The organism is Enterobacter sp. RHBSTW-00901 (assembly GCF_014103115.1).
Taxonomy (GTDB): Bacteria; Pseudomonadota; Gammaproteobacteria; order Enterobacterales; family Enterobacteriaceae; genus Enterobacter; species Enterobacter cloacae_P.
The window spans coordinates 74335-95679 of record NZ_JABXPB010000001.1 but is presented as its reverse complement, the minus strand read 5'-3'; the positions used below and the strand labels follow the sequence as shown (position 1 = coordinate 95679).

Sequence of the window (21345 nt, the reverse complement as noted above, 5' to 3'; positions counted from 1 at the left end):
GGGCACATCCCTAAATATGGTTTCCCCTCCCGGGGGCGGTCCTTTATCTCCCTGCGCACTGATTCAATTAAAGGCTCCGCTAACCAGACGTCTTATAGGTTAGACAGAGCAATTCGGCGAAATTGTTCTGTCTAACCGATCGGCTTTAGACCTAGGAATCAGATCAGGTCTTTTAAATCACAGGCCGATTGTCAGTATCGGTCACTCGATTCAGGAGGTGCGTTACCACTCCCATTACGTTTGCATCATCCAGCGCATCCCCCTCAATAGCTTCTCCATCCTGAGTGATCAGCGCTTTGCCCTGGACTTTTGCAAAGTCCAGACTGCCGCAGAACGAGACCAGGACTGTGTCACCCACTTCCGGCTTTCTGGCGACGTTTATGATCGCGTAACCGGCGGATGTTTCGATGGTGCGGCAGTTGCCGTCATAGCCGCAAAGGCTGGTGATAGTTAGCGTCTGCTCTGCGTAGTCTGCTGCTGGCGATGGAAAACCCATGATAACCACCCCTGATAATTAACTGTATATTTATACAGTACACTCAGGAGTGAGATTGATCAACGGCTTAACAGCACGAATTGTTAAAGAGTTTTAAGTTATTGGACATAAAAAAACCCGCCGAAGCGGGTTTTGTATTATGATTTTTTACGCTGCTTTCTTAGAAGAGCAATTGCAAAGTGGAATAGGAAAAGGTCTTCCCTTCTTTGCATGACGCACCACTCCATCAACACAGACAGTGTAGCGGAAGATGATTTCGCATGAATTTCCACATTTGCGACAGGTTCCCATAGCCATAGCAATGTTTTCCCTGCATACCTGTAAACCCATACAGATTGCAATTGGCCAGGAGAACAACTACACTTCGCTCGTCAAAGGTATGTGTAGTTATTGGATTGCCTCCATACACTACGGAATGTGTTAGCGCACTTCCGCCCCGAAAAGCCCTGTTAGCGCAGGGCTTTTTACATATAAAAATCGAGAGACATCTGGCTCGTTCGGACCCCAATGGTTTCCAGCACAATCTCAGCGAAAGTATCGGCCTGCCATTCAGCATCTTCTGCACGAGTGGGTTCCTTGCTGGAAAAATGAAGCACTGGTTTATGCCCAAGTAGTAAATGTCCAAGTTCATGAAAAATTACCGCAAGAGCATGCTCTTCCCCCAAACAAGCATTTTCGTAAATCTTGTTTGGTACTGTGATTGTTAGAGACGCAGGGTCACAATGGCCGATGGTTAGATCATAGGTTAAAGATTCCCACTGCTTGTCGTCCATAACGCTCAGAGTGATTCCGTAACTTGACAGTTTTTCGAAAAGGTCATCGTATCGCTTTCGTTTACGCTTGGTGGCCGATATCCCAAATGCGTTACAAAAGTTAATCGCCTTATAGGCTATTTCTTCTTCCTGCATAGGGGATACACGGTTGCCTCTCATCTGATACATAATTAAACCTCATTATTGTTTATCTTTTGTAACAGTTCAGCGAAGCTCTTAAGTTGCTCTGGTGTGAATTGCGACTTGGCAAATCCAGCCACAAGCATCTGCTGCTGTTGTGAAAGCCCATCAATTGGAACGACTTCATTAGCAACAGCTGCAAGCTCTTCTAAACCTTCAAGTTGAACCCCTTTTGAACTGAAATAGGAGTCAATTTTTTTTACCCACTTTTGTGGGATTTTTTTACTGCCGGTTTCTAAACCACTCAAAAAAGCAGGGGTGGTTTCCAACTCCTGAGACATGGTTAACAGCGTGCTACCAGTATCTATCCTCGCTTTTCTGACGGCCTTACCGAATTCAGTGAGTGCCATAGTTAATTCCTCAGTATGTGTGGATGACAGGTCATAACCTGTAGGTTACTTCATTGCAATAATGAGAAGGTTAGCGGTCACATGAAAAAAAATCAACCTTTTTGGTAAATTTTTTATCAGTAACACAGAAAGCATTCAACCGTTGAGTTTAACTGATCATAAAACGCTCAACGTTTGTTAGCAACAGTGGGTTGTTCATTGCTCAATGCCCTTCACACACGCATTGGTTGTAAATGGGGAAAAATTAAGGCTGGTTGCCAATGCTCAAGTGATCTATGTTCAGGATATGTTAAGCATTTTGAAAAAAACATACAGTTTTTCAGATAATTTCCTATATCTTATTTCTTGCCCCCTGTTCATAGGAATTTTCGGTAGCCCTGAGAGCCCGAAAAGGAGATAAAATGGAAAATCATGACGTTTATATTTATACCGGCGATATTCATCGGGATGGTTACCAAGACCTTACTAATGGAATAAAGAAACGAAAAACTAAACACGGCCTTCGAAAAAATGTTATCTTCTGCGTCGCCACGTACGGTGGGGACCCTAATGCGGGATACCGAATAGGCAGAGCATTGCAACACAACTATGATAAGGTAACCTTGTTAGTGGTTGGTCCTTGCAAAAGTGCTGGCACATTGATTGCTATAGCTGCCGATAAGCTTGTTATTGGAGACATGGGTGAGCTCGGCCCACTTGACATACAGCTCAAAAAAAATGATGAGATTGGGGAGATGAGCTCAGGCTTAGCGATCATGACAGCTTTGGATGCGCTAAAAGATCGCTCTATTTCAGCGTTTAACTCGCATCTAGTTAAGATAAGATACGAAAATCAGATAAGTACTAAGATGTCTGCTGATATTGCGACTAGACTTACTGAAGCTCTTGTATCGCCTATGGCTGCTCAGATTGATCCAATCAAGTTGGGTGAGCACCAAAGGGCTATGAGTATTGCCATCACCTATGGGCAACGACTGACAGCTAAGTCGAACAGCCTCAAAGAAGGTGCATTGGTCAAATTGATAGCTTCTTATCCATCACATGGTTTTGTGATCGATCGTAAAGAAGCGAAGGAACTATTCAAATGCGTAGAGAGTCCTAGCGGTCTAACCGAAATGCTCTACGAATTATTTTGCGATAAAATTCATGATGGTGACATAGCTACTTATGGGAAACCAAGAGTAGTAGATTTTACCCATGATCCAGATGATAAAGGGGAAGATACCGATGCCAAAGAATCTGCAGCCGGAAATGGAAATACTCAACAAGATGTTGGAAAACCAGATCCAGGAAAGTCAAGATCTGGCAAGAGAAGCAGAGCAAAACCTAAACGCGATCAAGCGCCAGTTGGAGCCATACCAATTCAACAACCTGATGGACAACAACCTGAAGCGTGAGCTATTTGCCCTCTAAACGTATCCCTCAACCCGGCGATTAGCCGGGTTTTCTATATCTTTCAGTCGCTTTCAATCAGGTAAGCTTCAATACATCTAGCCCGCCAAGTTGTCGCAATTTCAGACAGCTCATTTTTTAGCCTGCCTTTGATGATAACTGTTCCGATATGGGTTTAAAGCTTGCCTATGCTACCACCTAACTATTTCAAATTGTTTCAGGTCAAAATCGATGATTGCGCGTTGGACGCGGAAAATGCCGCAACGACCCTGACGAACTTGGCCGCCCTGTTCTACAACGGTGCGGAGTTATTTGTCAGCGGTTGTGCGGTGCAGGTCGAACATCGCAACGATATCCTTCGTCGTGATGCGGCCCTGCTCTTTCACCAGTTCGATAATCCGGTTAATCATCACAGTGCGCTCTTCATGAGTTTTTGGTCGTGGCATCGTTGAGTCCCCTCACAAGCTCTTTCCATTTTTCCTGAAGCAACTGCCGGGCCGCTGCCTCACCACTAGGCGGGAACGAAAATCCCGCGCGGATGCCAGGGCAACCGTTCGAACAGCGGACCTCTGCCGACCCCCAGTTCATTCCCCGGCTGCGGACCCTCACTGACGGCGGCATTCCGCATTTCGGACACTTAGGTAAACTACTCATCGCTAATTCCTGCCAAGAGGTGCTTATGGCGGCGCAGCTCCCGAACGGCACCCTGAAGACGCTGCAGGTTTGACAGCTTCGCTTTTGTCCGGCGGATTTCACTGGAGATATAACGGGATGACGGAATAATCAGGTCATCCGGACGGGAAGCAAATGCCGGGATAGTCTCAATAATTTCTGCAGTTGTTTTTTCTGGCTGCGCAGCTTCGGCTGTAACGTCTGCGGCCTCACCGGCTACAGGCAGAGACCATGTCACGCCCTTCCCCTTCCCATTTTTGATAACCACGCCCTGGCGCTCAAAAGACAGCATTACTGAGACCATGCCGCGGGCATTACGATTTACAGCTGCAGCCAGCGCCGCGGTGGTCATAGCGCCGCTCTTTCCAAGCAACTGGCAGATAGCCACAGCATCAACCGGTGCTGGTTCATCACCTTTCAGGCGGGGAGCCTGATGTGCTGGCGCCGCTGCCTGCGGTTTGGTCGGCTGCTTGGCCTGCTCTTTCACGGTACCGAGAGACCATGCCCCATCGTAAAAATCACATAAACCCTGTTCTTTCTGCTCGCGCAGCATGTTCAGCGCTTCAACGGGCTCGATATCCAGACGGGCAGCAACCTCGCGATATGTCGCTTTTTTCATGGCTTTCAGTGCATCAAGTACGGTTTCCATAAATTTTCTCCTGTTCACATACGTTTTGATTTGGCTGCCTCTGCCTGCGCTTTAAGTAACTGCGCGGGGGTCGGCCCTGGCGCATGGCGTGGTGCGGCAATTTGTTTTCTAACCGGCGGGATTTGATGTCCGTCCGCCACATGTTTTTCCCACTTAGCCAGCTGCATAGCGGCCAGTGCTTCCAGTTCGCCCTGAGTCATTTGCCGCTCTACACCGGTGCGGCGCATTTCGGTGCAAATCTGATACAAAACCGGATGGCGCCATGGAAACTGTTCAGAGCTGTCATAGCGGTAAGACTCGTTACGCCAGCGCCTGTATTCCACCATCACGTCGGCAGTTCTCAGCCCCAGAGCATTACCACCGGTGTCCACCACCAGCGTTACGAATTCAGCAAGGTCTGGCGGCCAAGAATTTCCCGCTTTACAGCGCGCAACCATGGCATTACAAACGCTCGTCGTCTGGGCGCTGGTCAAACTCCCAATCTGCGCAATCCATAGGCCCGACGGGGCCGAGCCGTTTTTGGTCTCCCAGCGAGTGGAGTAAATTTCCAGCATGAGCTCCCAGAATTTCCACGCCTTCTCCTCGAGCTCGTAATTGTTCTGCACGTGCTGCACGCGCTCGTTGTACAGCGGCGTTAGCTGTGGAGTTTGGGTCCAGTCCTGCATGAGAATTACCTCGCGGTTTTGTTGGCTTTGTGTTCTGCAGGTGGAGAGCAAATTTTTGCTCCCACTGCGTCTGGTTGAATGCCTTGCCCTCAGGGATCCAGTAATCAACAAAGCAGGCATGGGCGGCACGTAAGTCTTCGGGAGTCAGGTTCGTAGGGACGGGGCGACCCCAGAGGTTTGCCTGCCTGCGAAAGTCAGCAGATGGTTTCCACTCCTTGCTCATAGGAAATTTCCCCAGCAACTGTGAGGCTGGGAAAAAAGTCCCTGCCTGACCAGGGTATTCCGGAACAGGTCGTTCACTCGGTGATCCAACCAGTTCCCCTCGTGCGTTATGTGTGGGGTTTAGATCTTTAGATTCCTCTGGGGGATTCCGTATCCCGTTTTTGGGATCGTTTGATGGAAAAAACGGGATCGTTTGGTTGTTTTTAACAGCTCCGTTTTTGGGTTCCTTTCCAATAACAGACCCGTTTTCGGTATTCTTTGAACAATCCCGTTTTTGGTAATGTTCCCGTTTTTGGGTGCGTTCGGCATCGATGATGCTTTCTTCCACTCCAATGAGTTTGTACACAGGAATCTGCTTAGTACGTCCACGGCGCTCCCCAGTATCCTGGATGAACCCCATAGCAATCAGATGCTGCAGGCTTGCCTGGACTGTCTTTTTATCCAGCTCGGTAGCCTCAGACAACGCGGCTATTGACGGATAAGTGGTAAGATCTGAACCGCACATGTCAGCGAGCCAGGTCAGTACCGACTTTGCAGACGATCTCCCGGTTTTAACCTTTTTAGCCCAGCGCATGGCATCAAGACTCACTTTTCACCTCGGTAAACTTCAGAATAAATTCACGGCGCCCTGTTTCACTGACGCCCGTGCTCCCTTCCCGGCGATATGACACTCGGAGCTGGGATGCACGTAAAACTGTCACCATGCGCCCACGTTCATCGCGGTATTGCTTCCCTGGAATGATTTCACCGCGGCGATCTACCGGCTCCTGAGCGGGCCGGTTCTTCATCGAGTTTTTCATGCGCTCAGCCAGAGCGTTGGCTAATTCCTGAGAAGTACGCATAGTTGCCTCCAGACCGTTAAGCCGCGCGATGGCAGTTCATTATTTGGACTTTCACGCCAGCCAGCTGCGCCAGTGCATCGATCGCTTCCAGAGTCTCTCGCCTGATTACCGGTTGCGGTTTGCCGGTGAATACCGCGTTGGTGGCTTCGATACACTCTTTGTTAACCCTGGCAGCCCGGTAGAGCATGCAGTCCTTCTGCTCCAGCTCGTTATCAATGGCGGTGCGGATGGCATAGCTCAGCGCTTGCGCCTGCTTGAGATAATTCGGCGTATCGTTACGGAACGCGCGCTGGATAATCTGCTTGTTGTTGTGCAGCCGGCGGGCGTACTCTTCAGGATCCGTTACGTTATCCAGCGGCTGAAGCAGATCACCGAAGTGATGCGGGGTTATCAGCTGCGTGACCGTCTTCCAGCCCTTTTCCTGTGCCCATGACTCCAGCTCACATGCCAGTTTTTTGATTTCCATCAGTCAGTATCCTCCTGAGCTGTTGTGTTATTTTTTGGCTTGTAATCAGGCCAAATTTCAGCCCAATCGCTTGGACGCATGTCAGAACGAGAAACCTTTCCATCAGTAAAGGTTTCTATAACGATGCATCGACTTGGCGAAATAGCAGCCCGCCCCGTTGCAAGTTGGGAGAGGTAAGATTTCGATATCCCAAGGTGTTGCTCCAGCGCCTTACGGATCTTTGGCCCACCGTCTTTCAAAAAGTCATTGAGTTGCATAATTGCTCCTGTGTGTTGAGTTGTAAGTTTATAAACTACTAAACATTAATGTCAAGTTTTTGCTTGTTTAGAAATTACTAATCAAAATGACTGCATGGACACAAAAGAAATCAGGCGTAAGCGCCTAGCGGCATGGTTTTCCAACAGAACCCTGCCGGAGAAAGAGAAGAGCTACCTTTCACAGCTGATCAACGGCAAAGCGTCGTTCGGCGAGAGAGCTGCGCGCCGTATTGAACGAGATTACGGCATGGCTCCTGGTTATCTTGATGAAGAACCTATGGGTGAAGAGATAAGATCCCCTCGCCCATTTGACGCGCGCCATGAAGAATTGCTAGACCTTTTCGACAGCCTTGCTGAATGGGAAAAAGAGCAGCACATGGTAAACCTCAGGGCCCAAGTTAACTCCATAGACAATGAGCTCAAGGAAAGGCTGAAAGGCAAGAGCAAACAAGAAATCCTTCAGATGCTAAAAGACCTCGAAATAGACTAACTCCCCTAAAGACCGCCTGTTGCGGTCTTTTTTTTCTCCAAATTCAATCACATCCAATTTTTCACGCCTTTTTGTTTACTATTAACTTTACATATTAGTTTATTTGCCTATAAACTTAGACCAACAAAACACGCAGTAATCAGTAAACGTTCCGCCTACCCGGCGATAAGGGTGATTAGCCAAGCAAAGCAGCAAACAGGGGTTCGAGATGGAAAAAGCATACGAAGAGTATTTCAACAGTCTGGCGGAGGGTGAAGAAGCACTGAGCTTTGCCGAGTTCGTCCAGGCAGTTTCTTGAATGTGGCGTAAGCCAAAGGCTTGAAGGCGGTTTTCTCAGGTTGCGCGCTAAAGCATAGCGGGGAGAGCCAGGGGCGGAGAGCAAACCCCTCGATGCAGGACTTGAAATACCTGCACAGACCAATAAGTCGACTGGCAGCGTAACTGCCCTTTACATCTGCCCTGGCGAGGTGGTGCCGCCGGACCAGGGCAGATGAATCGCCCACAACATGTAAGCGCATTCCTCTTTTCACTGATGGGGATCGGTTTGTTAACTGGCGGAATGCGCTTCCAGTTGTGGGCAATCGCACCATGAGGCTGTGTTTAGTTCTTGGTGGTATATGCGTTTCCCGTGGTCCATGCATATACCACCCTTTTTAAAGCTGGTTTCATAGTGGAGTGTTCATATATGGATAAGACCCAATTAACTCCGGAACAACAAATTGCCTGGGCACAGGGAAAACTCGTCACTTCAGTATTTCTTCGAGATATTGCCGGATGTCATGCCGCATGGAAAGTATTACGGAAATACAGAAATTTCGTTGTGCATCGCCAACCTCATCAGGAATGGCGAAATAGCTTAAAAGTAATTTAATTTTACCAACTTAAAATCCATGCCTTAAACGGCAGGAATTTTCACACCCTGAACAATGGAGTTCGAAATGAAAGCAAGCGTTACAACTGTTGAACTAAATATTGCTGTCGTAAATAAAGAAATTGCCACTTTTAATATTAACGGTGCCATTTCAGGTGTGGTGCATTTGCCATCCTCAGGCCCTGTTACCGTTGTGCTTGACGGTGGCTACGTGCTCGGTGAGTTTCATTGCCCGGTTTGCGCTGTAAAGCACATTGGCTTGCTGTCTGTGAACTTCGCAGAAGCGCAGAACGCTTGTGGCATGTCTTATTACGATCACAAACGCCAACAACTTAACTGATATGGATGACATCATTTGTCATTGCGCTGTTTGCTGCCACGAATATAAAAAATCGGAAATGCATGAAAGGAAAACAGACATATACCCCTTTAAGCGCACGATTTATTTATGTGAGCAATGCAATGAAAAAAGAGAAAGACGTAACGCGTTAAAAAATATTAAGCGTGTTACTCGCAAAACATTTCGTTCAAATTCATTTTCCAAATATTAATCGAGGTCCTTATGTCTGTTGAATTGAAAGTTTTTGGCGGTGCTTATTTCCCAAAAGATAAAGCATTGAAAAAACATCCAGATTTAAAGCCACTTGCTACTGCAGTAAACTCTGCCACAAAAGCAATTGCTGAAGCCGTTATTTTCGGCAAGCTGGCAGCAGAACACCCAGAACACATTGATGATTTCTTCAAAGTAAAGATCTGGGAACACCGCGAAGGTTTGCCGTGCCCTGAGCTTGATGTGTTCTCACCTGATTTTTTCGACACTGTGGCTATCTGGAATGTGAATACAGGTGAACCAGCAGCGGCACCACAGCCTGAATATGAAGAAAAGACGGAATGGGACGACAACAAGGCAGTGGAAGAAATTAAAACTGTTGCACGGCTCGACCAGGCATCCCGCGCAGCATGTCTGGCACTGTTCGGCCCGGTCCCTGGAATCACTACGGCGCAGTACGGCCAGATCGTAGACCTGATTAACGATGATGCAAGCAGTTTTACCCGAGAACTGGCAGATGCACTGGCGAAAGAGACCCGCGCGCTGGCGCTGGCGCCGGAACGGCAGGAGCAGCTGCTCGCATGGGTACGTGAGAATACAAAAGATTCTGCACAGTGGCCGGATATCAAAAAGCAGATCGCTAAATGGATCGATACGCCGATTGAAAAGCGACCTCAGTCTGTTAGCACTGCCACCGAAGAAAACCGCACAGACACTGGCTCCACTCTGGGTGGAGGAAACAAGACAGACCGCAGCCCGGATCTGGTACACAACCTCTCTACGCTCAAGATAGAGGTTGCTGTTGCAATTCTGGGCATGTACGACGAGATCGACATTTACTGGATCCCGAACAGATTATTGATTCCGGCGAAAGCCATGGCCGAAGCAGAACAGGATCCCCGCTTTACTGCATGGTGGAAAAAACTGCGCGGTACCCCCGGTATTTTGGATTATTCCCGTGCAGCCATCATCGCCTTGATTAAATCAGCTCCGGAAGAACTTTGGATAGATCCTGTCGCATTGCGCGAGTACATCAATCGCGAGTTAGTTGAATGTAACCACGCGCACCCAGATCAGAAAACGGTTGATATGGCTTGTCGTCCAAAATCTCGCGCCAACCATGAGGGAAACGAACATGATGAAGCCAAACCGCCTGTACCTGGCGAAACTCAGCCACCAGCAGTTTGCCCTGCCAAAGCTGCGCAGCTCGACAAAGAACTCAATGAGGCATTCGCTCAGACCTCTGCGCCAGTGCAGCAGCCCACGGACCAGCCGAAAGTGGAGAACCTGGGAGGAGGCGTCTTTTCTGTCGATGCACTGATAAATACCGCCCCCTCAAATGAAGTCGAAAAACAGGAAGTGCCACCAGCGCTAAGTGTTCGCGAGATTGAAATTGCCCATGCATTAAACGAGCTGATGTCCGGGCTCACAAACATCGGTGACCAGGATGATATCGAAAATCTCATCACCACCACGGGTAAAGACATCGAGCATATTTTCCCGTTACTGATTGCAGATATCACCACGACTGAATTCTGTCTGTCGCCTGATTTCAGTGATGAAGAAGTACAGGACGTTGCTACTACGATTCTTGAACAGTGGTCTGACGATATCAGCGTTCGTCAGAAAATAGCTCTTGATGCGATCGTGGAATACCGACGTCCGGAACCACCAAAATCTGTCGTGCTCGATCCGCCGGCAGTTACTGCAAAGCCGAAAGCAGAGCCCGAACCAGCACCTGAAACAAACGCTCCGCTTTCTTCTGTTACCTACCTGCAGCAGCTGACCATTGCAGCGCTGCAGGGCTTATGTTCCAACCCGGCATATTGCAATCAGTATGACGAATTACCGGCTATGGCCGCCGGGCTTGCACACAGCGTTATCAACCATCAGGAAGGCTCCTGTGCGTCTGATTAACCGTAGCAAGGGAGACAGCATCGGCGGACCAGCATGCGCCGCCGCGCTCAAATGTCATCTTGAGAAATATGGCGAGCATGGCCGCAGTGACAAACAGACTTTTTACACCATCAAGCTCCAAGGGAGAAAAATTACGGTCGAGGTTGTTAACAGGCCACGCAGCTATGTGGCCACGGCAATGACCAGGGCCAGACATCTGCAATGCCTCCCTGGGCTTGGTCGGTGATTTTTGACAATCAATATACTATCTACCGCTGCGGTATCGTGGCGGCGTCATGGAGTTAAGCATGGCGCAAATCATTTTCGATGAAGAGTGGATGGTGGCGGGAAAGCTAACTGAGAAAACGGGGCTGGATGACAGGCAAATAAAAGCTTATCGCCTCGGATGCTGGATTGAAGGGGTTCATTTTAAGCGAGTACCCGCGGTACCCGGTGGAGAAAGCAAACGCGCTTTGGTCTGGTACAACTTTCCGCTGATTAATAGATTTATTCAGGAAGCATGATGAACTTTCCAACCGGCGTTGAACTTCATAACGGAAAAATCAGGATCACGTTTACCTATCACGGCATTCGCTGCCGCGAAGTTCTCCGTGGCTGGGTGGTTAACAGCAGTAACATCAAGAAGGCAGGAAACCTTCGCGCCGTCATCGTGAGTGAGATCCAGTTCGGCCAGTTCGACTACGCGGCGCGGTTCCCTGAATCAAAGGCTCTTAAAAAATTCTCATCAATAAAGCGGATCACGACATTTAAAGAGCTGAGCGATTTTTTCATTGATACAAAGGCACTGGAGGTGTCAGGGGCTACGCTGCATTCACTCACATCTGCCGTTAACACACTGAAACGTGTTGTGGGAGAAAATACTCCCCTGGCTGATATTCAGCACGCCGATATTCTGAATTACCGCAAAGAGCTGCTGACCGGCAGCGTATTAAACCCTTCAATGCCTAACCTGGTTAAAAAGGGACGCGCGCCCTCAACAGTCAATAAACAGATGGCGGTTTTATCAGAAATGCTGAAGCTTGCGAATCGAAGTCAGTTTATATTACACGCTCCTTATGAGGGCGTATCCCGGCTCAAGCTATCTAAGGCAGACCCCGATCCGCTTCTACTTCATGAGTACCAGGCACTGATTGCCGCCCTTCCCCGAAAACTGGCTTTGATCATCATTGTAGCCGTCCACACGGGAATGAGGCCCGGCGAGATCTGTGCCCTGGCGTGGGAGGATATCGATCTGAGAAAAGGTGAAATTCACGTATCAAGAAGCCTGACGAACAAGCGGGTGTTTGTGCCGCCGAAAACAGATGCTGGTATACGAACGATCACCCTGCTTAAGCCTGCACATGATGCGCTGCTGGAGCAGTTCGACATCACAGGCAATAACCCAAGGCAGCAGATCATTTTCCATCACCGGGAAATCGGCAAAACAGAGCCACAAAATCTGCGTTTTGTGTTTTCTCCTGAAAAGAAATCGTCAGTGAATGAGAGCTTTTTTTCGAAAAACTCGATTTCGTATGGATGGAAACGGGGCACTAAACTTTCGGGAATACGTGAGAGAAATCCTTATCAGTCCCGACACACATACGCATGCTGGACGCTTATGGCCGGTGCTAACCCTTCCTTTATCGCCAGCCAGATGGGCCATGAGGATGCGCGTATGGTGTACGAGGTGTATTCGAAGTGGATCGGAGATATGAACCAGGATCAGGTCAACATGCTGAACAATCAGATGCCGACAGCTTTGCCCCCAGGACGCCCCCAAGGTATTGGGAACATTAAAAAAGTCATTTAATTTCATGGCGCTGGTTTCAAACTACATAATCAGCGTTAAACTATTCATACCATTCATATAGGGAGAAAAGATGATGCGCGTACTGGTTGTTGAGGATAACGCATTGCTACGACATCACCTGAAGGTTCAGCTTCAGGAGATGGGACATCAGGTAGACGATGCCGAAGATGCAAAAGAAGCCGACTATTATCTCAATGAACACATACCGGATATCGCCATCGTCGACTTAGGGTTACCTGATGAAGATGGCCTGTCGTTGATTCGTCGCTGGCGCAACCATGACGTCTCTCTTCCGGTGCTGGTGTTGACCGCCCGTGAAGGCTGGCAGGACAAAGTTGAAGTGCTGAGCGCGGGTGCGGATGATTACGTCACCAAACCATTCCACATTGAAGAGGTGGCCGCACGCATGCAGGCACTGTTGCGCCGCAACAGCGGGCTGGCTTCACAGGTTATCTCCATCCCACCTTTCCAGGTTGACCTCTCCCGTCGAGAGTTCTCGATTAACGATGAAGCAATCAAACTGACGGCGTTCGAATACACCATCATGGAAACGCTGATCCGCAACAGCGGTAAAGTGGTGAGCAAAGACTCCCTGATGCTCCAGCTTTACCCGGATGCCGAGCTGCGTGAAAGTCACACTATTGATGTGCTGATGGGTCGCCTGCGTAAGAAAATCCAGGCGCAGTATCCACAGGATGTGATCACGACCGTGCGTGGTCAGGGTTACCTGTTTGAATTACGCTAAATGAAACGGATTTTTCGCCACATTCTGCCCCTTTCGCTGCGGGTTCGCTTTTTACTGGCGACGGCCGCCGTTGTGCTGGTGCTGTCTCTCTCTTATGGCATGGTGGCACTGGTTGGCTACAGCGTCAGTTTTGATAAAACGACCTTTCGCCTGCTGCGTGGTGAAAGCAACCTGTTTTATACCCTGGCGAAGTGGGAAAATAACCACATCACCGTCGATATGCCGGAAAACCTGAACCAGCAAAGTCCGACGCTGGCGCTTATCTACGATGAAAAGGGAACGCTACTCTGGACACAGCGTAACGTTCCGTGGCTGGTAAAAAGCATCCAACCGGAATGGCTCAAAACCAACGGATTCCATGAAATTGAAGCCGATCTCAACACCACCAGTACACTGATACGTGAGGATCGCTCTCTCCAGCAAAAACTGAATGAGATCCGCGCTGATAACGCCGACATGGAGATGACGCACTCCGTCGCGATCAACATATACCCGGCGACGATGGGCATGCCACAGTTGACTATCGTGGTGGTCGATACCATACCGGTCGAGCTTAAACGTTCTTACATGGTCTGGAACTGGTTCGTGTACGTTCTGGCCGCTAACCTGCTGCTGGTGATCCCGCTATTGTGGGTCGCAGCGTGGTGGAGTTTGCGTCCGATTGAATCGCTGGCGAAAGAGGTTCGCGAGCTGGAGGAACATCACCGCGAGAAGCTCAATCCGGAAACAACGCGCGAACTGACCAGTCTGGTACGTAACCTTAACCGTCTGCTGAAAAGCGAGCGCGAGCGCTATGATAAGTACCGCACTACCCTTACCGACCTTACTCACAGCCTGAAAACGCCCCTTGCAGTGATGCAAAGCACCCTGCGTTCAATGCGCAGTTCAAAGCTTAGCGTCGACGATGCAGAGCCGGTGATGCTGGAGCAAATCAGCCGTATCTCACAGCAAATTGGCTATTATCTGCACCGTGCCAGTATGCGTTCCGGTAGTGCCCTGTTAAGCCGTGAACTACATCCGGTGGCACCTTTACTGGATAGCCTCACCTCTGCACTCAATAAGGTTTACCAGCGTAAAGGGGTGAATATCAGTCTCGATATCTCGCCGGAAATCAGCTTTGTCGGTGAAAAAAATGATTTCATGGAAGTGATGGGTAATCTGCTCGACAACGCCTGTAAATACTGTCTGGAGTTTGTGGAAGTCACCGCGCGTCAGACGGATAACGAGTTACATATTATCGTTGAGGATGATGGCCCCGGTATTCCGCACAACAAACGTGATGTCGTGTTCGATCGCGGTCAGCGCGCGGATACGTTGCGCCCCGGCCAGGGCGTTGGGTTATCCGTCGCCCGTGAGATTGTCGATCAATACGACGGTAACATAGACGCCGGTGAAAGCTTGCTGGGCGGAGCCAGAATGGAGGTCATTTTTGGTCGTCAGCAGCCCACATCGAACGATAGTTAACCCATTATGTGAAAAATGCGAGGATCTCGCACCCAGGCTCCTGAGCTTCCGTTATAATCCGACTCAGTAAGAGCCTGCGGAATAAAAAAGATGGATTATCACTTAACACTTAACTGGCCCGACTTTATTGAACGTTACTGGCAGAAACGCCCGGTCGTTCTGAAACGCGGATTCAGCAATTTTGTCGACCCTATCTCCCCTGATGAGCTGGCGGGTCTGGCAATGGAAAATGAAGTGGACAGCCGCCTGGTCAGCCACCAGGACGGGAAGTGGCAGGTCAGCCACGGTCCTTTCGAAAGCTACGATCACTTGGGTGAAAACAACTGGTCTTTACTGGTTCAGGCGGTCAACCACTGGCACGAACCAACCGCTGCCTTGATGCGCCCATTCCGCGCCCTGCCTGACTGGCGAATGGACGATCTGATGATCTCCTTCTCCGTGCCTGGCGGTGGCGTTGGCCCGCATCTGGATCAGTATGACGTGTTTATCATTCAGGGTACCGGACGCCGCCGCTGGCGCGTGGGTGAAAAAGTGCCGATGAAACAACACTGCCCGCATCCTGACCTGCTTCAGGTTGATCCGTTTGAAGGCATTATCGACGAAGAGCTGGAGCCGGGTGATATTCTCTATATTCCACCAGGCTTCCCGCATGAAGGCTATTCGCTGGAAAATTCCCTGAACTATTCTGTCGGGTTCCGCGCACCAAGCGGGCGAGAGATGATCAGTGGCTTTGCCGACTACGTTCTGCAACGCGAGCTGGGCAGCCATCGTTACAGCGATCCGGATGTGCCTGCCCGCGAGCACCCGGCAGACATTCTGCCAGAGGAGCTGGATAAGCTGCGCGGCATGATGCTGGATCTGATCAACGAACCTGAGCATTTCAGACAGTGGTTTGGTGAATTTGTCAGCCAGTCGCGCCACGAGCTGGACGTCGCGCCACCAGAGCCACCGTATCAGGCCGATGAGATTTATGATGCACTGCAGCAGGGCGATAAACTGATTCGTCTGGGCGGGTTACGCGTACTGCGTATTGGTGAGGACGTCTTCGTCAACGGCGAGAAGCTTGATTCTCCGCACCGTCCGGCGCTGGATGCCATCGCCAGCCATCTGACGTTGACTGCCGATATCTTTGGTGATGCGCTGGAAGATCCGTCATTCCTCGCCATGTTAGCCGCACTGGTGAACAGCGGGTACTGGTTCTTCGAGGACTAAATCACCTGATCTTGCCCGGTGGCGCTACGCCACCGGGCGTTTTATCATCGATTCGCCGTCAACTCTGCGATCCGCACGATCACCTTCACCGCTTTTTCCATCCCCTCCAGCGTCACGAACTCATGCTTGCCGTGGTAGTTATAACCGCCGGTAAACAGGTTCGGGCATGGCAGCCCCATAAACGACAGCTGCGAACCATCGGTGCCGCCGCGAATGGGTTTCAGTAACGGTTCGATGTCGCAATCCCGCATCGCCTGCTGTGCGATATCGAGGATATGCGGGTGCTCCATCACTTTATCGCGCATATTGTAATAGCTGTCTTCGATAATCAGCTCAATGTAGCAATCCGGGTGCAGCCCCTTGCCGACCTTCTTCGCAATTTCCATCATCTTGCGCTTGCGCGCCTCAAAGGCTTTGCGATCAAAATCGCGCACGATGTAGTGCATCTGCGCACTGTCCACCGTGCCCTTGATGCTGGTCAGATGATAGAAACCTTCGTACCCTTCAGTCAGCTCCGGGCTCTCTTCTGCTGGCACTTCCGCATGAATGCGGGAAGCCAGCGACAGCGCGTTCACCATCACCCCTTTTGCAGAACCGGGATGGACATTGTTTCCCACAATCTTGATGGTAACCGACGCCGCGTTGAAGTTTTCATACTCCAGCTCCCCCACACCGCCACCGTCAACGGTATAGGCCCACTTCGCATCAAAGGCTTCAACGTCGAAGTGCTTCGCGCCCTTGCCTACCTCTTCATCCGGCGTAAACGCCACACGAATGTCACCATGCGGAATATTTTTGCCTTTTAGCACCGCCAGTGCGGTCATGATCTCGGCAATACCCGCTTTATCATCAGCCCCCAGCAACGTTTTACCATCGGTGGTGATCAGCGTCTGGCCAAGCAACTGGTGCAGAACCGGGAACATCACCGGTGACAGCACTTCATCACCAATCCCCAGGGCAATGTCTCCACCGCGATAATTTTCAACAATCTGTGGGTTCACATGCTTACCGCTAAAATCCGGTGAGGTGTCAACATGAGAGATAAAGCCGATCGCCGGGATATCCCCGGAGACATTTGCCGGCAGCGTTCCCATCACAGTGCCTTTCTCGCTTAGCGTGACGTTGACCAGCCCTTGTGCTTCAAGCTGCTCTTTGAGCAGGTTTAATAACTTCCACTGGCCTTCGGTGCTCGGCACCTGTCGGACACCCGGTTTAGATTGGGTATCCAGCGAAACGTACTGTAAAAAACGCTCAAGTAATTTATCCATGCAGTCACCCTCACTTTTCGTGACAACATTATCAATAACCATCAAAACGCAAATATTGCGTCAGGTCACTTTTATCCCGCAAACGAGAACTTTTTACGTTTATATCTTTATGCGTTAATAAATGTAGCTTATAGATCAGTGACAAGGATTGGCGATTGCAGGGGATTGCCGTAGAATGTCCGCCCTCATTACGCGTCACCAGGGTGGTTACGGTTACACACAAACCCCGCTTCAGTCTGCTGCCTGAGGCGTTTATATGGGACAGCACAAAAATTGAATACACAACGCCGTTCACGTTCACCGCTGGTGCAACTGGAACGAATTTGTAAAAGTTTTGATGGTAAAGCAGTGATCTCCGATCTCAGCCTGACCATCAATGATGGTGAGTTTCTCACGCTACTTGGCCCTTCTGGCTGCGGTAAGACAACTGTACTGCGCCTTATCGCCGGGCTGGAAAACGTTGATAACGGCCTTATCCATCTTGAAAACCAGGACATTACCCAGGTTCCCGCCGAAAATCGCCACGTTAATACCGTCTTTCAAAGTTATGCGTTGTTCCCGCACATGACCGTGTTTGAGAACGTAGCGTTTGGCCTGCGGATGCAAAAAACACCGGCAAAAGACATTCCCGCGCGCGTTACCGAAGCACTGCGTATGGTTCAGCTGGAGGAGTTTGCTCAGCGTAACCCCCACCAGCTTTCCGGCGGCCAGCAACAGCGTGTGGCCATCGCGCGTGCAGTGGTCAATAAACCGCGCTTGCTGCTGCTGGATGAATCGCTTTCCGCACTGGATTACAAACTGCGCAAGCAGATGCAGAACGAACTGAAAGCCTTACAGCGCAAACTGGGTATCACCTTTGTCTTTGTCACCCACGATCAAGAAGAAGCGCTGACCATGTCAGACCGCATCGTCGTGATGCGTGACGGCAAAATCGAGCAGGACGGTACCCCTCGCGAAATCTATGAAGAGCCGAAAAACCTGTTTGTGGCGAGCTTCATTGGCGAAATCAATATCTTCAATGCTACAGTCATTGAACGTCTGGATGAAGAGCGCGTTCGAGCCCGTGTCGAAGGCCACGAGTGCAATATCACCGTTAACTTTGCCGTTGAAAAGGGGCAAAAGCTCAACGTTCTGCTGCGCCCGGAAGACCTGCGTGTTGATGAAATTCACGGCAGTGACGATGCCGACGGTCTTATCGGCTATATCCGCGAGCGGAACTATAAGGGGATGACGCTGGAGTCCGTCGTCGAACTGGAAAACGGTAAGATGGTTCTCGTCAGCGAATTCTTTAACGAAGATGACCCGGACTTTGACCACTCTCTTGATCAAAAAATGGTCATCAACTGGGTAGAAAGCTGGGAGGTTGTACTGGCTGATGAAGAACACAAGTAAATTCCAGAATGTGGTGATTGCCACTATCGTCGGTTGGCTTGTGTTGTTCGTCTTTTTACCCAACCTGATGATCATCGCGACCAGCTTCCTGACCCGCGACGATACCCGTTTCGTTCAGTTGGTCTTTACGCTGGAGAACTACTCGCGCCTGCTCGACCCGCTCTATTTTGACGTGCTCCTGCACTCGCTCAGTATGGCGCTGATAGCCACCGTTGCCTGTCTGGTGCTGGGTTATCCTTTCGCGTGGTTCCTCGCGCGTCTGCCAAAAAAGATACGCCCACTGCTGTTATTTTTACTGATTGTGCCTTTCTGGACCAACTCGTTAATCCGCATCTACGGCCTGAAAATCTTCCTCAGCACGAAGGGATATCTGAACGAGTTCCTGCTGTGGCTGGGGGTGATTGATACACCAATCCGCATCATGTTCACCCCGGGAGCGGTGATTATCGGTCTGGTCTATATTCTGCTGCCGTTTATGGTGATGCCGCTCTACTCCAGCATCGAAAAACTCGATAAGCCGCTGCTGGAAGCAGCGAAAGATCTGGGTGCCAGTAAATTGCAGACCTTTATTCGTATCGTGATCCCGCTGACCATGCCCGGCATTATCGCCGGTTGTCTGCTGGTGATGCTGCCCGCAATGGGTTTGTTCTACGTTTCTGACCTGATGGGCGGGGCAAAAAACCTGCTCATCGGTAACGTGATTAAGAGCCAGTTCCTGAACATCCGTGACTGGCCATTTGGCTCCGCCACCAGCATTACGCTGACGGTGGTGATGGGTCTGATGCTGCTGGTGTACTGGCGAGCCTCGCGCTTGCTGAACAAAAGGGTGGAACTCGAATGATCGGCCGACTGCTTCGCGGCGGTTTTATGGCCGCCATTTATGCATATCTCTATATCCCGATTATCATTTTGATCGTGAACTCGTTTAACAGCTCACGCTTTGGGATCAACTGGCAAGGGTTTACCACCAACTGGTACAGCCTGCTGATGAACAATGATAGCCTGCTGCAGGCCGCTCAACACTCGCTGACGATGGCGATTTTCTCCGCCACCTTTGCCACGCTGATCGGCTCACTCACCGCCGTGGCGTTGTATCGCTATCAATTTCGTGGCAAGCCGTTCGTCAGCGGCATGCTGTTTGTCGTGATGATGTCACCCGATATTGTGATGGCGATTTCCCTGCTGGTGCTATTTATGCTGCTGGGCGTACAGCTGGGATTCTGGTCGCTGCTGTTTTCCCACATCACGTTCTGCCTGCCGTTTGTCGTGGTAACCGTTTTCGCACGCCTGAAAGGGTTCGACGTGCGAATGCTGGAGGCGGCGAAAGATCTGGGGGCCAGCGAGATGACCATCCTGCGTAAAATCATCCTGCCGCTGGCGATGCCTGCGGTGGCTGCCGGGTGGTTGCTCAGCTTTACCCTGTCGATGGATGACGTCGTGGTCTCCTCTTTCGTGACCGGGCCAGGCTATGAGATTCTGCCACTGAAGATCTATTCAATGGTCAAAGTTGGCGTTTCGCCCGAGGTGAACGCGCTGGCGACGATTCTGCTGGTGTTATCGCTGGTTATGGTGGTTGCCAGCCAGGTTATTGCGCGTGACAAAACAAAATCTCTGGGGACTTTAAAATGAAAAAAATGCTTGCCGCTGCAGCACTGGTGCTCGGTATGGGTACTGCGCATGCTGATGACAGCAAAACGCTCTATTTCTACAACTGGACTGAGTATGTGCCGCCAGGCCTGCTGGAACAGTTCACAAAAGAGACGGGTATCAAGGTTATCTATTCCACCTACGAGTCGAATGAAACCATGTACGCCAAGCTCAAAACCTACAAAAACGGCGCGTATGATCTGGTGGTTCCCTCAACCTATTTCGTCGATAAAATGCGCAAAGAGGGCATGATCCAGAAGATCGACAAAACGAAGCTGACTAACTTCAGCAACCTCGATCCGGAGATGCTCAATAAACCGTTTGATCCGAATAATGACTACTCTATTCCGTATATCTGGGGCGCGACGGCTATTGGCATCAACAGTGACGCCATCGACCCTAAAACCGTCACCCGTTGGGCCGATCTGTGGAAACCGGAATACAAAAGTAGCCTGCTGCTCACTGACGACGCCCGCGAAGTGTTCCAGATTGCACTGCGTAAGCTGGGTTACTCTGGCAACACCACGGATCCAAAAGAAATTGAAGCGGCCTATTATGAGCTGAAAAAGCTGATGCCTAACGTGGCAGCGTTTAACTCCGATAACCCGGCAAACCCGTATATGGAAGGCGAAGTGAACCTGGGTATGGTGTGGAACGGCTCCGCGTATGTTGCACGCCAGGCCGGTACACCGCTGGAAGTCGTCTGGCCGAAAGAAGGTGGGATCTTCTGGATGGACAGCCTCTCTATTCCGTCAAATGCGAAAAATGTAGAGGGTGCGCTGAAGCTGATTAACTTCCTTCTGCGCCCGGATGTGGCGAAACAGGTTGCCGAGACTATTGGCTACCCAACGCCAAACCTGGCCGCGCGTAAGCTGCTCAGCCCGGCGGTCGCGAACGATAAATCGCTTTACCCGGATGCACAAATCATCAGTAAAGGGGAGTGGCAGAACGACGTCGGTGATGCCAGTCGTCTTTACGAAGAGTATTACCAGAAGTTAAAAGCGGGCCGCTAAGCCGTGTCGCACACGTCCTCACG

The 21345-nt window shown here is 50.3% G+C and carries 25 protein-coding genes and 1 pseudogene; 15 read left to right on the top strand and 11 right to left on the bottom strand.

Annotation, left to right across the window (positions count from 1 at the left end; all coding sequences use genetic code 11):
• Positions 1-172: 172 nt before the first annotated feature.
• The 3 genes from HV318_RS00500 to HV318_RS00490 form a co-directional block, all read right to left on the bottom strand.
• Positions 173-496 (bottom strand): S24/S26 family peptidase, encoded by a 324-nt coding sequence (locus tag HV318_RS00500; protein ID WP_182271067.1) that lies wholly within the window; start codon positions 494-496, stop codon positions 173-175.
• A 464-nt stretch (positions 497-960) separates the two neighbouring features.
• A complete protein-coding gene (locus HV318_RS00495) occupies positions 961-1437 on the bottom strand; it encodes an ImmA/IrrE family metallo-endopeptidase (protein ID WP_048219623.1) in 477 nt (158 codons plus the stop codon).
• A gap of 2 nt (positions 1438-1439) precedes the next feature.
• Positions 1440-1799, bottom strand: a complete 360-nt coding sequence (locus HV318_RS00490) for a helix-turn-helix domain-containing protein (RefSeq protein WP_048219621.1) — start codon at positions 1797-1799, stop codon at positions 1440-1442.
• A 401-nt stretch (positions 1800-2200) separates the two neighbouring features.
• Between HV318_RS00490 and HV318_RS00485 the strand changes: the two genes are divergently transcribed.
• Positions 2201-3196, top strand: coding sequence for an SDH family Clp fold serine proteinase (locus tag HV318_RS00485; protein WP_105602796.1), 996 nt, complete (start codon positions 2201-2203; stop codon positions 3194-3196).
• A gap of 204 nt (positions 3197-3400) precedes the next feature.
• On the opposite strand, the pseudogene HV318_RS00480 reads toward HV318_RS00485, so the two are convergent.
• The 7 genes and pseudogenes from HV318_RS00480 to HV318_RS00450 all read right to left on the bottom strand — a co-directional run.
• Positions 3401-3637, bottom strand: a pseudogene (locus tag HV318_RS00480) (DUF977 family protein); the annotation flags it as partial.
• Between the two features lie 200 nt (positions 3638-3837).
• Positions 3838-4512 carry a DUF1627 domain-containing protein gene (locus HV318_RS00475; protein ID WP_182271066.1) on the bottom strand — a complete coding sequence of 225 codons (675 nt, stop codon included), beginning with the start codon at positions 4510-4512 and terminating at the stop codon, positions 3838-3840.
• A 14-nt stretch (positions 4513-4526) separates the two neighbouring features.
• Positions 4527-4949 carry a replication protein P gene (locus tag HV318_RS00470; protein ID WP_249421779.1) on the bottom strand — a complete coding sequence of 141 codons (423 nt, stop codon included), beginning with the start codon at positions 4947-4949 and terminating at the stop codon, positions 4527-4529.
• A gap of 4 nt (positions 4950-4953) precedes the next feature.
• Positions 4954-5988 carry a DnaT-like ssDNA-binding domain-containing protein gene (locus HV318_RS00465; RefSeq protein WP_249421778.1) on the bottom strand — a complete coding sequence of 345 codons (1035 nt, stop codon included), beginning with the start codon at positions 5986-5988 and terminating at the stop codon, positions 4954-4956.
• On the bottom strand, positions 5978-6241 hold the full coding sequence (locus HV318_RS00460; protein WP_182271064.1) for a DUF4222 domain-containing protein: 264 nt from the start codon (positions 6239-6241) through the stop codon (positions 5978-5980). Before HV318_RS00460 ends, HV318_RS00465 begins: the two co-directional genes overlap by 11 nt.
• Before the next feature lie 16 nt (positions 6242-6257).
• Positions 6258-6707 (bottom strand): toxin YdaT family protein, encoded by a 450-nt coding sequence (locus HV318_RS00455; protein WP_182271063.1) that lies wholly within the window; start codon positions 6705-6707, stop codon positions 6258-6260.
• A complete protein-coding gene (locus HV318_RS00450) occupies positions 6707-6964 on the bottom strand; it encodes a transcriptional regulator (protein ID WP_182271062.1) in 258 nt (85 codons plus the stop codon). Before HV318_RS00450 ends, HV318_RS00455 begins: the two co-directional genes overlap by 1 nt.
• A 94-nt stretch (positions 6965-7058) precedes the next feature.
• Between HV318_RS00450 and HV318_RS24130 the strand changes: the two genes are divergently transcribed.
• The 10 genes from HV318_RS24130 (at position 7059) to HV318_RS00400 (ending at position 16002) form a co-directional block, all read left to right on the top strand.
• Entirely contained in the window at positions 7059-7454 is a 396-nt protein-coding gene (locus HV318_RS24130; protein WP_182274655.1) for a hypothetical protein, read from the top strand.
• A 685-nt stretch (positions 7455-8139) separates the two neighbouring features.
• Positions 8140-8325 (top strand): hypothetical protein, encoded by a 186-nt coding sequence (locus tag HV318_RS00440; protein WP_182271061.1) that lies wholly within the window; start codon positions 8140-8142, stop codon positions 8323-8325.
• Between the two features lie 67 nt (positions 8326-8392).
• Positions 8393-8665, top strand: a complete 273-nt coding sequence (locus HV318_RS00435) for a hypothetical protein (RefSeq protein WP_182271060.1) — start codon at positions 8393-8395, stop codon at positions 8663-8665.
• A 222-nt stretch (positions 8666-8887) separates the two neighbouring features.
• Positions 8888-10792, top strand: coding sequence for a RecE-related exodeoxyribonuclease (locus tag HV318_RS00430; protein ID WP_182271059.1), 1905 nt, complete (start codon positions 8888-8890; stop codon positions 10790-10792).
• Positions 10779-11018 (top strand): DUF4060 family protein, encoded by a 240-nt coding sequence (locus HV318_RS00425; RefSeq protein WP_157188947.1) that lies wholly within the window; start codon positions 10779-10781, stop codon positions 11016-11018. Before HV318_RS00430 ends, HV318_RS00425 begins: the two co-directional genes overlap by 14 nt.
• A 61-nt stretch (positions 11019-11079) precedes the next feature.
• Positions 11080-11295 (top strand): excisionase family protein, encoded by a 216-nt coding sequence (xisR, locus tag HV318_RS00420; RefSeq protein ID WP_010429804.1) that lies wholly within the window; start codon positions 11080-11082, stop codon positions 11293-11295.
• Positions 11295-12581, top strand: a complete 1287-nt coding sequence (locus tag HV318_RS00415; RefSeq protein WP_182274494.1) for a site-specific integrase — start codon at positions 11295-11297, stop codon at positions 12579-12581. Before xisR ends, HV318_RS00415 begins: the two co-directional genes overlap by 1 nt.
• A 73-nt stretch (positions 12582-12654) precedes the next feature.
• Positions 12655-13326, top strand: a complete 672-nt coding sequence (gene phoP, locus HV318_RS00410) for a two-component system response regulator PhoP (protein ID WP_182274493.1) — start codon at positions 12655-12657, stop codon at positions 13324-13326.
• Positions 13327-14790, top strand: coding sequence for a two-component system sensor histidine kinase PhoQ (gene phoQ, locus HV318_RS00405; protein WP_182271058.1), 1464 nt, complete (start codon positions 13327-13329; stop codon positions 14788-14790).
• A gap of 90 nt (positions 14791-14880) precedes the next feature.
• Positions 14881-16002, top strand: a complete 1122-nt coding sequence (locus HV318_RS00400; protein WP_182271057.1) for a ribosomal protein uL16 3-hydroxylase — start codon at positions 14881-14883, stop codon at positions 16000-16002.
• A 44-nt stretch (positions 16003-16046) separates the two neighbouring features.
• Here the strand turns inward: HV318_RS00400 and pepT are convergent, their stop codons facing one another.
• On the bottom strand, positions 16047-17270 hold the full coding sequence (gene pepT, locus HV318_RS00395; RefSeq protein WP_182271056.1) for a peptidase T: 1224 nt from the start codon (positions 17268-17270) through the stop codon (positions 16047-16049).
• A 243-nt stretch (positions 17271-17513) separates the two neighbouring features.
• Here pepT and potA point away from each other — a divergent pair, with 243 nt between their 5' ends.
• The 4 genes from potA to potD are packed head-to-tail and all read left to right on the top strand — an operon-like array spanning position 17514 to position 21322.
• Entirely contained in the window at positions 17514-18662 is a 1149-nt protein-coding gene (gene potA / locus HV318_RS00390; protein ID WP_182274492.1) for a spermidine/putrescine ABC transporter ATP-binding protein PotA, read from the top strand.
• Positions 18646-19503 (top strand): spermidine/putrescine ABC transporter permease PotB, encoded by an 858-nt coding sequence (gene potB, locus HV318_RS00385; RefSeq protein WP_182271055.1) that lies wholly within the window; start codon positions 18646-18648, stop codon positions 19501-19503. Before potA ends, potB begins: the two co-directional genes overlap by 17 nt.
• Positions 19500-20291: a spermidine/putrescine ABC transporter permease PotC gene (gene potC, locus HV318_RS00380; RefSeq protein ID WP_182271054.1), complete on the top strand. Its 792-nt coding sequence runs from the start codon at positions 19500-19502 to the stop codon at positions 20289-20291. The genes potB and potC overlap by 4 nt, the downstream gene beginning before the upstream one ends.
• On the top strand, positions 20288-21322 hold the full coding sequence (potD, locus tag HV318_RS00375) for a spermidine/putrescine ABC transporter substrate-binding protein PotD (RefSeq protein WP_182271053.1): 1035 nt from the start codon (positions 20288-20290) through the stop codon (positions 21320-21322). Before potC ends, potD begins: the two co-directional genes overlap by 4 nt.
• The last annotated feature ends 23 nt before the right edge of the window (positions 21323-21345 follow it).

What these genes read in the sequence shown, in the direction of transcription:
- HV318_RS00500 (WP_182271067.1), bottom strand. Translation starts at nt 496, where the DNA reads ATGGGTTTTCCATCGCCAGCAGCAGACTACGCAGAGCAGACGCTAACT.
- HV318_RS00495 (WP_048219623.1), bottom strand. Translation starts at nt 1,437, where the DNA reads ATGTATCAGATGAGAGGCAACCGTGTATCCCCTATGCAGGAAGAAGAA.
- HV318_RS00490 (WP_048219621.1), bottom strand. Translation starts at nt 1,799, where the DNA reads ATGGCACTCACTGAATTCGGTAAGGCCGTCAGAAAAGCGAGGATAGAT.
- HV318_RS00485 (WP_105602796.1), top strand. Translation starts at nt 2,201, where the DNA reads ATGGAAAATCATGACGTTTATATTTATACCGGCGATATTCATCGGGAT.
- HV318_RS00475 (WP_182271066.1), bottom strand. Translation starts at nt 4,512, where the DNA reads ATGGAAACCGTACTTGATGCACTGAAAGCCATGAAAAAAGCGACATAT.
- HV318_RS00470 (WP_249421779.1), bottom strand. Translation starts at nt 4,949, where the DNA reads ATGGTTGCGCGCTGTAAAGCGGGAAATTCTTGGCCGCCAGACCTTGCT.
- HV318_RS00460 (WP_182271064.1), bottom strand. Translation starts at nt 6,241, where the DNA reads ATGCGTACTTCTCAGGAATTAGCCAACGCTCTGGCTGAGCGCATGAAA.
- HV318_RS00455 (WP_182271063.1), bottom strand. Translation starts at nt 6,707, where the DNA reads ATGGAAATCAAAAAACTGGCATGTGAGCTGGAGTCATGGGCACAGGAA.
- HV318_RS00450 (WP_182271062.1), bottom strand. Translation starts at nt 6,964, where the DNA reads ATGCAACTCAATGACTTTTTGAAAGACGGTGGGCCAAAGATCCGTAAG.
- HV318_RS24130 (WP_182274655.1), top strand. Translation starts at nt 7,059, where the DNA reads ATGGACACAAAAGAAATCAGGCGTAAGCGCCTAGCGGCATGGTTTTCC.
- HV318_RS00440 (WP_182271061.1), top strand. Translation starts at nt 8,140, where the DNA reads ATGGATAAGACCCAATTAACTCCGGAACAACAAATTGCCTGGGCACAG.
- HV318_RS00435 (WP_182271060.1), top strand. Translation starts at nt 8,393, where the DNA reads ATGAAAGCAAGCGTTACAACTGTTGAACTAAATATTGCTGTCGTAAAT.
- HV318_RS00430 (WP_182271059.1), top strand. Translation starts at nt 8,888, where the DNA reads ATGTCTGTTGAATTGAAAGTTTTTGGCGGTGCTTATTTCCCAAAAGAT.
- xisR (WP_010429804.1), top strand. Translation starts at nt 11,080, where the DNA reads ATGGCGCAAATCATTTTCGATGAAGAGTGGATGGTGGCGGGAAAGCTA.
- HV318_RS00415 (WP_182274494.1), top strand. Translation starts at nt 11,295, where the DNA reads ATGAACTTTCCAACCGGCGTTGAACTTCATAACGGAAAAATCAGGATC.
- phoP (WP_182274493.1), top strand. Translation starts at nt 12,655, where the DNA reads ATGCGCGTACTGGTTGTTGAGGATAACGCATTGCTACGACATCACCTG.
- phoQ (WP_182271058.1), top strand. Translation starts at nt 13,327, where the DNA reads ATGAAACGGATTTTTCGCCACATTCTGCCCCTTTCGCTGCGGGTTCGC.
- HV318_RS00400 (WP_182271057.1), top strand. Translation starts at nt 14,881, where the DNA reads ATGGATTATCACTTAACACTTAACTGGCCCGACTTTATTGAACGTTAC.
- pepT (WP_182271056.1), bottom strand. Translation starts at nt 17,270, where the DNA reads ATGGATAAATTACTTGAGCGTTTTTTACAGTACGTTTCGCTGGATACC.
- potB (WP_182271055.1), top strand. Translation starts at nt 18,646, where the DNA reads ATGAAGAACACAAGTAAATTCCAGAATGTGGTGATTGCCACTATCGTC.
- potC (WP_182271054.1), top strand. Translation starts at nt 19,500, where the DNA reads ATGATCGGCCGACTGCTTCGCGGCGGTTTTATGGCCGCCATTTATGCA.
- potD (WP_182271053.1), top strand. Translation starts at nt 20,288, where the DNA reads ATGAAAAAAATGCTTGCCGCTGCAGCACTGGTGCTCGGTATGGGTACT.